The following is a 10,186-nucleotide window of genomic DNA, read 5'->3' as shown; positions in this document are numbered from 1 at the left end:
GTCCCCGCCTGCTCGGCGGCCTCGGCCTCGCTCAGGCCCGCGGCCGTCAGCTCCTCCGGGCGCGCGGCGCGGTAGAACTTCCACTCGAGCCGCTCGGCGGCGTCGAGCAGCACGACGCCGGCCCCCGGGTGCCAGCGGACGAACTGGCCCGGCTTGAGCGTGTAGTAGGTGAAGAGGAAGTCCTCCACCGGGTGCTTCGCGCCGCGGTTGCGGCGCTCCACGAACGGCTCGGCGTAGACGGCGGCGCGCTCGCGGTGCTCCTCGGCGAGCGCGCGCCACTGCGGCCCGGTCGCGAGGACCGGGTCGAGGCGGCGCGCGCTCGGAGCGGTGGTGTCCACGCCCTCTTAGCGGCCGGTGCCGCCGTAGACGGTGGCCTCGTCGTCGCTGTCCAGGCCGAAGGCGGTGTGCACGGCGCGGACCGCGGCGTCGAGCAGGTCGGCGCGGGTGACCACGGAGATGCGGATCTCGGAGGTCGAGATCATGTCGATGTTGACCCCGGCCTCGGAGAGGGCCTCGAAGAACTGGAAGGAGACGCCCGGGTTGGACTTCATGCCCGCGCCGACGAGGGAGAGCTTGCCGATCGAGTCGTCGTACTCGATGTCCTCGAAGCCGATCTCCTGCTGCACCCTGCGCAGCACGGCGAGGGCGGTGCCGCCCTGGTCCTGGGGGAGGGTGAAGGAGATGTGGGTGCGCTCGGCGGACTTGGTGGACACGTTCTGCACGATCATGTCCAGGTTCACGTGGGCGTCGTTGAGCGAGCCGAAGATCTTGGCGGCGTAGCCGGGGACGTCGGGCACCCCGACGACCGTGATCTTCGCCTGGCTGCGGTCGTGGGCGACGCCCGAGATGAGCGGCTGTTCCAAGGGGATCTCCTTCATGAGTTCGGCGGAGTCCGCGTCCGTGGCGCTCGGGATGACCCACGTGCCCTCCAGATCGCTGAAGGAGGAGCGGACATGAAGTTTCAGGTTGAAGCGGCGGGCGTACTCGACGCAGCGCAGGTGCAGGATCTTGGCGCCGTTGGCGGCCATCTCCAGCATCTCCTCGCTGGAGACCTCGTTGAGCTTGTGCGCCGAGCTGACGATGCGGGGGTCGGCGGTGAAGACGCCGTCGACGTCGGAGTAGATCTCGCAGTAGTCGGCGTTGAGGGCGGCGGCCATCGCCACGGCCGTGGTGTCCGAGCCGCCGCGGCCCATCGTGGTGATGTCCCGTGTCTGGCGGTTCATGCCCTGGAAGCCGGCGACGATGGCGATGTTCCCGGCCGCGAGGGACTCGCGGATGCGGTGCGGCTGGACCTCCACCAGGCGGGCCGCGCCGTGGATGCCGTCGGTGATCATGCCGGCCTGCGAGCCGGTGAAGGACTGCGCGGGGGCGCCGAGCTCGTGCACGGCCATCGCCAGGACGGCCATCGAGATGCGCTCGCCCGCGGTCAGCAGCATGTCCAGCTCGCGGCTGGAGCCCCGGTCGGAGGAGACCTCGTGGGCGAGGTCCAGCAGGTCGTCCGTGGTGTCGCCCATCGCGGAGACCACCACGACGACGTCGTTGCCGCGGGCCTTCGTCTCGACGATGCGGCGGGCGACGCGCTTGACGCCCTCGGCGTCTGACACGGACGATCCGCCGAACTTCTGGACGATGAGGCTCATGGTTGTCTCCAACGAGGTGTGGGTGCGGGACCGGCCCGGGGGCCGTGTTCAAGGGTAGCGGCTGGCGTGGGTACCCGCGCGTATGTGTGAGTGTTTCCATAGTATGAAACTCCCCGGGGGAACGGGCGACATGAACGCTTCATAGACGCGCGAGGCGGGTCTAGCGTGGGGGGTGACGGCAGCCGTCGCCGTGACGGCGAACGAGCCGAGGAAGCGGGGTCCAGGATGGGCGAGAAGGCGGCGAAGAAGGCCGGCGGGGCGGCTCCCGGCGAGTCCGGGACGGAGCCTGCGGGCCCGCCCCCGATGGAGAAGGTCAAGTACCCCATGCGCCTCGCCGTCCTGACGGCGGTGCGGGTCGAGTGGGCCAGCCCCAGCGTCCTGCGGATCGTGGCCGCGCCCGGGGAGGGCGCCGGCGTCGAGTCGCGGGGGCTGGTGGGGGAGTACGTGCGCGTGGTGATCCCGCCCGCCGGGTCCTCGACGCTGCCCGAGCCCGAGTACAAGGGGGAGAAGCCGGTGTGGCCCAAGCCCACGCCGCCCTCCCGGAAGTACACCGTCCGCCGGCACGACCCCGCCACCGGGGAGCTCGAGATCAACGTGGTCCTGCACGGGCGGGGGCGCGGGGTGGAGTGGGCCCGGGCGCTGCGTCCCGGCGACCCCGTCTACGTCCTGGGCCCCAAGTCCGGGTACCGGGTCGACGACGGCTACGACTTCTACCTCCTCGCGGGCGACGAGACCGGGCTGCCGGGCATGGCCCGGTGGCTCGAGGCGATGCCCCGCGGCGCGCGGGGGCGGGCCGTGGTCGAGGTGCCCTCGCCGGATTCGCGCCAGGAGATCGACGCGCCGGAGGGGGTCTCGGTCGAGTGGGTCACCCGCGAGGGCGCGGAGTCCCGCCTGGCGGAGACCGTGATAGCTGGCGGGGTGCCGGAGGGGCACGTCTTCATGTGGCTGGCGGGCGAGTCCGGCTCGATCAGGCCGCTGCGCGCCTGGATGCGGCAGGAGCTGCGGCTGCCCAAGGGGCACGGGTACTCCAGCGGGTACTGGAAGCTGAAGGAGGGGTGAGGCCCGGGCCGGTCAGTCGGCCCAGGGGTTGGCGAACTTCTCGCCGCGGCGGGGGGTCGGGTAGCGCCGGTACGGGTCGGCGGGCGGCGCCTGCGGGGCGGGGTCCTGGGTCGGGTTCTCGGCGCCGGCGTCGTCGGTGCCGGAGTCCTGGGCGGCCGGGCCGGATCCCGTGAGCGGGGCGTCGTCGGCGTCCGCGTCGGAGTCGGGGTTGGCGTCCTGACCGGGGGCGGTCCCGGCGTCGGGCGATCCCGAGGCGCTCGCCCCGTCCAGCTCCTCGGAGCCCGAGGCGCCGGGGGCCTGCGCGGGCTCGCTGGCGGCGTCGGCGGCTGCGGCGTCCTCGGCGAGCTCCTCGTCCATCGAGCGCTGGGCCGGCTGGGCCGGCTGGGCGCGGCGCTGGCCCGCGGTGAGGATGCGGCGGCCCTCCATCGCGCGGCCGAGGGTGATCTCGTCCGCGTACTCCAGGTCGCCGCCCACCGGGAGGCCCGAGGCCAGCCGGGAGACCGTGACGCCGATGGGGGTGAGCATGCGCGAGAGGTAGGTCGCGGTGGCCTCGCCCTCGAGGTTGGGGTCCATGGCGAGGATGATCTCCTGGACCGACTCGTCGGACAGGCGCGTGACCAGCTCGCGGACGCGCAGCCGCTCCGGGCCGATGCCCTGCATCGGGTCGATCGAGCCGCCGAGCACGTGGTACCGGCCGGAGAAGCTGCCCGTGCGCTCGATCGCCGAGACGTCCTTGGGCTCCTCGACCACGCAGATGATCGAGGAGTCGCGGCGGGCGTCCCGGCAGATGGAGCACTTGGGCGCCTCGGAGATGTTGCCGCAGATCTCGCAGAAGGAGACCTTGCTCTTGACCATCGTGATCGCGCCGGCCAGCTTCTCCATCTCCTCGGCGGGCGAGTTGAGGATGTAGAAGGCGATGCGCTGGGCGGACTTGGGCCCGACGCCCGGAAGCCGCCCGAGCTCGTCGATCAGGTCCTGGACTGCTCCCTGGTACACGGCTCCTCTTTCCCGGTCCCGCTCCCGCGGGGCCTGCTACGACTGGTGGTGGGGGCGCTCGTCGATGACGCGCCCGCCCAGGATGGTCTCGACGGCGGCCTGGCCGTACAGCGCGGAGTCCTCGATGTCCTCGTCCTCGGGCTCGGGGACGAAGTCGTCCCAGTCGTCCGGGGGCTCGGGGGCCTGAGGGTCCACGGGGTAGTTCCGGTCCCGCGACCCGTCCCGCGCCGCGGCGGCGATGGTCGCCGCGTGACGCTCGCGGAAGGACCGCTGGCCGCGGGACTCCTCCGGCGCCGCCTCGGGCCGCTCCTCGGCCGGGGCGTCGCTGCGCACGGCGTGGAGGTGCCGCTGACGCTCCTGCGGGTGGGCCGCCGGCGCCTCGGACCGCGGGGCCGCGGCCGGGGCGCCGCCGGCGACGGGCGCGGATCCGGCGGAGGAGGGGCCGGCGGGCGGCTGACGGAGGCCCGCCACGCACGCCCTCACCGGGGCCGCCCTCCTCACGGACCGCGCCCGCGCCGGAGGGGCCGTCACCGGCGTCGTGGCCGGTCTCGCCCACCCGGGTGAGGTGCTGCATGCGCTGGCGCCACTTCGAGGGGTGGTCGGAGGGCCGGCGGCGCCGTCGGGGCCCGAGTATCCCCAGCCGCTGCGGCACCCGTCCACGGGGTGCCCCGGGCGCCCGCGCCGCGGGCGGCGACCGACCAGTCGTGGGCCGGGCGGGCGGGCGCCTCCTCGCGGGAGGGGCGCTCGGCGTCGTCGTCGGCCGGGGAGGGCTCGACGTCGTCCTCCGGCGGGCGCGGGACCACGGAGAGGCTGGAGGTGGTGCTGGGGGGCTCCTCCTCGGCGGCGTCGCCGCCGGTCCACGGGTCGTCCGGGGACGGCTCGGGGGCGCCGGGGATGACGCGGAGGTGGGAGGGCTGGGCCGGCTCGGGGGCCTCGCCGGGGATCTCGGCCACGGCCCAGTCGCTGAAGCCCTCGCCCGAGGAGTCGGCGGACCAGTCGGGGGCGTCGTCCGAGGAGGGCTCGCCGTGGCGCTGCCACGCCTCGTCGCCCCCGCGGGGACCGTCCGAGAGGCTGCGGGGCTGGTCCGTCCGGTCCGGGCGGTCGCCGGGGCGCTCCGAGGACGGCGCGGCCGGCGGCTCCGGGGTCTGGCTGTTGCCCTGGCGGGCCGCCCGGCCCCACTGCTCGTCCGAGGGCCAGTCCTGGTCCTCGGGCGCCGCTGGGCGTCCGGGCGTGCGCCGCCGGCTCGGGGCCGCCGTCGGCGGGTGGGGCGCTCTGCTGGGAGGCGTCGGGTGCCCGGCCGCCGGGCGCTTGGCCCCGGGGGTCCGGTCCGCCCGGCGTCATGCCGCCGGGACCGCCGGGGCCGCCGGGACGTCCCGGGCCGCCCGGGGCGTTGCCGTCCAGGGCCACGGTGCAGGAGATCCCGAGGGTCTCCTGGACGGCCCCGCTCAGGGCGTCGGCGTAGCGCTCGACCCGCGACTGGATGCCGGGGCCGCTGGAGGTGACGTAGAGGACGCCGTTCTCGAACCGCGTGGGGCGGCACTCGCGGAAGGTCGCCTGCGCGACCTTGGAGCGCGCGCCCACGGCGGCGACGACGTCGGGCCACGAGCGCTCCACGAGGTTGACCTGGCCGGCGTCCGCGGGGGAGGTCGGCTGGGCGCGGTAGGCGGGCTCCTCGGCGCCCGCCCCGGCGTCGGGACCGGTTCCGGCTCCCGAGGTGGCGCCGGCTTCGAGACTGGCGCCGGCTGCGTCGGCCGCGCCGGCCGGGGAGGCGGGGCGTCCTCGCGCGCCGGCCGCTGGGGCTCGCCGGGCTGGTCGGGGCGCTGCGGGGCGGCGTCAACGGCCGGTCCCTCCGGCGCGGGAGCCGTCCCGGGGCCCTGGAATCCCTGGTCGGCGGGGGCCTGCGGGGCCGATCCCGGTGCATCGGCGTCCGGGCCGTCCGTCCGCTCCGGCGCCTCGCCCCGGTACTGGCCCTGCTCCGGGGCGGTGTCCTGCTCCAGGACCTGCTCCTGCTGCGGGGCGGCGTCCTGCTCCTGGCCCCGATCCTGCTCCGGGGCGCGATCCTGCTCCTGCTGCCCCACGGGCGCGGACCGGTTGCGCCGCGCCATGGCCAGGGCTGCCTCGCGCCCTCCGGCGGAAGCCTCCTGGCGCGCGGGGAACGAGCCCTCGTCGGCCACGGCGGCCGCGTGCTCGGCCGGGGTCTCCGGCGTCGTGGCCGCGGCCTGGTCCGCGTGCAGCGGTGCCGCCACGGCCCCCACGGACCCGATGTTGATGCGCCGCTCCAGCCGGTCCACCCGGGCGTTGACGCCGCGCGAGGAGTCGTCCGCGGTGGGGAGCAGGATCCGCGCGCACAGCAGCTCGAGGTGCAGCTGGGGGCTAGTGGCGCCGGTCATCTCGGTCAGGGCCGCGTTGGCGATGTCCGCGGCGCGGGAGAGCTCGGCCGCGCCGAGCTGCGTGGCCTGGCCCCGCATGCGGTCGATCTGGTCCTCCGGCATCCCGTGCAGGATGGAGGCGGCCGACTCCGGCACGGCCTTGACGATGATGAGGTCCCGAAACCGCTCCAGCAGGTCCTCGACGAAGCGGCGCGGGTCCTGCCCGGTCTGCACCACGCGGTCCACGGCCTGGAACACGGCCGAGGCGTCCCCGGCCGCGAAGGAGTCCACGACGCCGTCCAGCAGCTCCGCGTGGGTGAACCCGAGCAGCGCGACGGCGAGGTCGTAGGTGATCCCCCGCTCCCCGGCGCCGGCCATGAGCTGGTCCAGCACGGAGAGCGAGTCGCGCACCGACCCGGCGCCGGCCCGCACGACCAGCGGCAGCACGCCCTGCTCCACCTCGATCTCCTCGCGCTCGCACAGGTGCTTGAGGTAGCCGCGCAGCACCTCGGGCGCCACGAGCCGGAACGGGTAGTGGTGGGTCCGCGAGCGGATGGTGCTGAGCACCTTGCTGGGCTCGGTGGTCGCGAAGATGAACTTGATGTGCTCCGGCGGCTCCTCGACGATCTTGAGCAGCGCGTTGAACCCCTCGCGGGTCACCATGTGCGCCTCGTCGATGATGAAGATCTTGTACCGGTCCCGGACGGGGGCGAAGGTCGCGCGCTCGCGCAGGTCGCGCGCGTGGTCCACGCCGCCGTGGGAGGCGGCGTCCATCTCGATGACGTCCAGGGAGCCGGAGCCGTCCCGGGCCAGCTCGCGGCAGGACTCGCACTGCCCGCACGGCGTCGGGGTGGGGCCCTGCTCGCAGTTGAGGCAGCGCGCGAGGATGCGCGCCGAGGTGGTCTTGCCGCAGCCGCGCGGGCCGGAGAACAGGTAGGCGTGGTTGACGCGGTTCTTCTGCAGGGCCGTCATCAGCGGCTCGGTGACGTGCTCCTGCCCGATGACGTCCGCGAACGTCTCCGGGCGGTAACGGCGATACAGTGCTGTGCTCACCCGTTAAAGCCTAGCCGGTCCTCGCGGCGGGAGCGGACGCGGGGGACGTCTGTGGACGACGGCCGAGGGCGCCCATCCGGAGGCCGACGCCGCCCGGGCGACCCGGATGCGGCGCCCTGGCGCGGATCTCCGGGCCGGAACCGAAGGATGCGGGGCGTTTTGCGGGCCAGCGACGAGTCGCGAGATTAAACGATAAGACCCCTCGCGCACCCGTCAGAGCCCGGATACCCTTGCTGCCTTCCGGCCCTGGGGGAGTTTTCCAAGATGACGCCACGCGAGGGGCTTGGAACAGCTTAGCCCACGCCGAGGGCGGGTGTCACACCGGCGGATCCGTGTTCTGCGCCACCTCCGCGGGGGATGAGTTGGCACGCGCGGCGCACGTTGTGTAAGGTCGAGTCCGTTCGCTTTCGTGAGATCGCCGCGAGGTGGTCGAGCGGGCACCTGGAGGATTCGCCTAGCGGCCTATGGCGCACGCCTGGAACGCGTGTTGGGTTCACGCCCTCGGGGGTTCAAATCCCCCATCCTCCGCCACCGAGAAGCCCCCGGGAGACCGGGGGCTTCTTCTGTCTGCGGGCCTCTCGGGCTCCGACGCTCCGACCCGCAGATGCGGGCGTTTCACGCTCTGTCGCCCGCCCATGAGGGTATGGTGTGGCTATGACCACCCTCTCAATCCCCGAAGCGGCCCGCTTCCTCGGCGTCAGCGACGACACCGTCCGCCGCTGGATCGCCGCCGAGAAGCTGACCGGCTCCAAGTCCCCCTCCGGCGCCACGGTCGTCGACGGCCTCGAGCTGGCCCGTCTGGTCAGGGAGCAGTCCGAGTCGCCGGCCGACCCGACCCACGTCGCCAGCTCCGCCCGCAACCGCTTCGTCGGCCTGGTCACCGCGGTGACCTCGGACCGGGTCATGTCCCAGGTCGAGCTGCAGTGCGGCCCGCACCGGGTCGTCTCCCTCATGAGCACCGAGGCCGTGCGGGACCTGGGCCTCGAGCCGGGTTCGGTGGCCACCGCCGTCATCAAGTCCACCAACGTCATGGTGGAGGTGCCGGGCCCGTGAGCTTCGCCGAGCACCCGATCGCCTGCAGGTCGACCCGCCGGGCCGCCGCGGCGCTCTTCGGCGCGGGCCTGCTGGCGCTCGCCGCCACGGGGTGCGGCTCCGGGCCCGGCGGGGGAGGGGCCGACGCCGCCGAGGACCGCACCCTGACCGTGTTCGCCGCGGCCTCCCTCACCGAATCGTTCGAGGACCTGGGCGAGCAGTTCGAACAGGAGCACGACGGCGTCGACGTCGAGTTCAGCTTCGGCGGCTCCTCGACCCTCGTGACCCAGCTCGAGGACGGCGCGCCCGCCGACGTCTTCGCCTCGGCCGACGAGGCCACCATGGACCAGGTGGTGGAGGCCGATCTCGTGGACGGGCAGCCGGAGATCTTCGCCACCAACGAGCTGACCATCGCGGTGCCCGCGGGCAACCCGGCGGGGATCGCCTCGTTCCAGGACCTGGCGCGCGAGGGCGTCACGACCGTGGTCTGCGAGCGGCGCGTCCCCTGCGGAGCGGCGACCGAGCGCGTCGAGGAGGCCACCGGCGTCGTGCTGCGCCCGGTCAGCGAGGAGAGCGCGGTGACCGACGTGATGGGCAAGGTGACCTCCGGCCAGGCCGACGCGGGCGTGGTGTACCGGACCGACGTCACCGCCGCCGGCGACGCCGTGGAGGAAATCCCCATCCCCGAAGCCGACGACGCGCTCAACCGGTACCCGATCGCCGCCCTGAGGTCCTCGGGGGACGCCGAGCTGGCCCGGGAGTTCGCGAGCTTCGTCCAGGGCCCGCGCGGCCAGGAGCGGCTGGCGGAGGAGGGCTTCGGGGCGCCGTGACGGCATCTTCACCGGCGGGACGCCGCAGGCCGCGCCACCACCTGGCGCTGCCGTGGTGGGTCGCGGCGCCCGCCGCCCTCGGCGCACTCTTCGTGGTGCTGCCGGTGCTGGGGATGGTCCTGCGGATCGACCCGTCCGGCTTCTGGGGGCTGATCACCTCCGAGTCCTCGCTCGCCGCGCTGTGGCTGAGCCTGCGGACGGCCCTCGCCAGCACCGTGCTGTGCATCCTGCTCGGCACGCCGCTGGCCCTGGTGCTCGCGCGCTCGAGCTTCCCCGGCCTGAGGCTCCTGCGCGCCCTGATCCTGCTCCCGCTGGTCCTGCCCCCGGTGGTGGGCGGGATCGCGCTGCTGTACGTCTACGGCCGGACGGGCCTGCTGGGGCAGCACCTCGAGGTGCTGGGCGTCTCGGTCGCGTTCACCACGACAGCGGTCGTGCTCGCCCAGACCTTCGTCTCCCTGCCCTTCCTCGTGGTGGGGCTGGAGGGCGCGCTGCGCAGCGCGGGCACCCGGTACGAGGGGCTCGCCGCGACGCTCGGCGCCGGCCCCGGAACCGTGCTGCGCCGCGTCACGCTGCCGCTGGTGCTGCCCGGCCTGGCCTCCGGGGCGGTCCTGGCCTTCGCCCGGAGCCTGGGCGAGTTCGGCGCGACCCTGACCTTCGCCGGCTCGCTGCAGGGCACCACCCGCACCCTGCCGCTGGAGATCTACCTGCAGCGGGAGACGGACCCCGACGCCGCGGTGGCCCTGTCCCTGGTGCTCGTGGCCGTGGCGATCGCCGTCGTGGGCCTGTCCGCGCCGAAGGTCCGCGCCTCGGCGAGGGGCAGCGCCTCGAGGGGGCCGCGATGACCCTGACCTTCGCCGCCCGCGTCCCCGAGCGCGGCGTGGACGTCTCCTTCGAGCTCGGGCGGGGGCGCGTCCTCGGCATCACCGGCCCCAACGGGGCAGGGAAGTCGACCGTCCTGGACGTCCTGGCCGGCCTGCTGATCCCCGCCGCCGGCCGCGGCGCGGTGGGGGACCGGGTGCTCTTCGACCTCGACGACGCCGGCCGCGGCACCTGGGTGCCCCCGCACCGCCGCGGCGTGACGCTCATGGCCCAGCGGCCCCTGCTCTTCCCGCACCTGACGGTGCTGGAGAACGTCGCCTTCGCTCCGCGCTCGCGGGGCCTGGGGCGGCGCGCGGCGCGGGAGCGGGCCGGGCGATGGCTCGAGGAC

At 74.5% G+C, this 10,186-nt stretch carries 9 protein-coding genes, 1 tRNA gene, 1 other RNA gene and 2 pseudogenes; 6 read left to right on the top strand and 7 right to left on the bottom strand.

Features of this window, described 5'->3' with window-relative positions; all coding sequences use genetic code 11:
* A pseudogene (locus NBM05_RS14625) lies at window positions 1-338 on the bottom strand (hypothetical protein); the annotation flags it as partial.
* 6 nt (window positions 339-344) lie between these two features.
* Window positions 345-1,640 carry an aspartate kinase gene (locus NBM05_RS14620; protein WP_254168947.1) on the bottom strand — a complete coding sequence of 432 codons (1,296 nt, stop codon included), beginning with the start codon at window positions 1,638-1,640 and terminating at the stop codon, window positions 345-347.
* Between the two features lie 225 nt (window positions 1,641-1,865).
* Between NBM05_RS14620 and NBM05_RS14615 the strand changes: the two genes are divergently transcribed.
* Window positions 1,866-2,699, top strand: coding sequence for a siderophore-interacting protein (locus tag NBM05_RS14615; RefSeq protein ID WP_254168945.1), 834 nt, complete (start codon window positions 1,866-1,868; stop codon window positions 2,697-2,699).
* A gap of 12 nt (window positions 2,700-2,711) precedes the next feature.
* Here NBM05_RS14615 and recR read toward each other — a convergent pair whose 3' ends face one another.
* The 5 genes and pseudogenes from recR to ffs form a co-directional block, all read right to left on the bottom strand.
* On the bottom strand, window positions 2,712-3,695 hold the full coding sequence (gene recR / locus NBM05_RS14610) for a recombination mediator RecR (protein ID WP_254168943.1): 984 nt from the start codon (window positions 3,693-3,695) through the stop codon (window positions 2,712-2,714).
* A 36-nt stretch (window positions 3,696-3,731) separates the two neighbouring features.
* Window positions 3,732-4,166, bottom strand: a complete 435-nt coding sequence (locus tag NBM05_RS14605; RefSeq protein WP_254168941.1) for a hypothetical protein — start codon at window positions 4,164-4,166, stop codon at window positions 3,732-3,734.
* A 56-nt stretch (window positions 4,167-4,222) separates the two neighbouring features.
* Window positions 4,223-4,648, bottom strand: a complete 426-nt coding sequence (locus NBM05_RS14600; protein WP_254168939.1) for a hypothetical protein — start codon at window positions 4,646-4,648, stop codon at window positions 4,223-4,225.
* A gap of 834 nt (window positions 4,649-5,482) precedes the next feature.
* Window positions 5,483-7,117 (bottom strand): annotated as a pseudogene (locus NBM05_RS14595) (DNA polymerase III subunit gamma and tau); the annotation flags it as partial.
* A 188-nt stretch (window positions 7,118-7,305) separates the two neighbouring features.
* Window positions 7,306-7,405: signal recognition particle sRNA small type (gene ffs / locus NBM05_RS14590), an RNA gene on the bottom strand.
* Between the two features lie 155 nt (window positions 7,406-7,560).
* Here ffs and NBM05_RS14585 point away from each other — a divergent pair.
* The 5 genes from NBM05_RS14585 to NBM05_RS14565 all read left to right on the top strand — a co-directional run.
* Window positions 7,561-7,648, top strand: a tRNA-Ser gene (locus tag NBM05_RS14585).
* A 123-nt stretch (window positions 7,649-7,771) separates the two neighbouring features.
* Complete coding sequence (locus tag NBM05_RS14580) at window positions 7,772-8,170, top strand: TOBE domain-containing protein (RefSeq protein ID WP_254168935.1); 399 nt, start codon at window positions 7,772-7,774, stop codon at window positions 8,168-8,170.
* Window positions 8,167-8,979, top strand: a complete 813-nt coding sequence (gene modA / locus NBM05_RS14575) for a molybdate ABC transporter substrate-binding protein (protein WP_254168933.1) — start codon at window positions 8,167-8,169, stop codon at window positions 8,977-8,979. The genes NBM05_RS14580 and modA overlap by 4 nt, the downstream gene beginning before the upstream one ends.
* Entirely contained in the window at window positions 8,976-9,821 is an 846-nt protein-coding gene (locus tag NBM05_RS14570; protein WP_254168931.1) for an ABC transporter permease, read from the top strand. The genes modA and NBM05_RS14570 overlap by 4 nt, the downstream gene beginning before the upstream one ends.
* The coding region (locus NBM05_RS14565) for an ATP-binding cassette domain-containing protein (RefSeq protein ID WP_254168929.1) at window positions 9,818-10,186 on the top strand (369 nt) is incomplete at its 3' end. The genes NBM05_RS14570 and NBM05_RS14565, both read left to right, overlap by 4 nt.

The organism is Rothia santali (assembly GCF_024199905.1).
GTDB classification, from domain to species: Bacteria; Actinomycetota; Actinomycetes; order Actinomycetales; family Micrococcaceae; genus Rothia; species Rothia santali.
The sequence above is the reverse complement of the archived record's forward strand: the minus strand, read 5'-3'. Positions and strand labels throughout refer to the sequence as shown.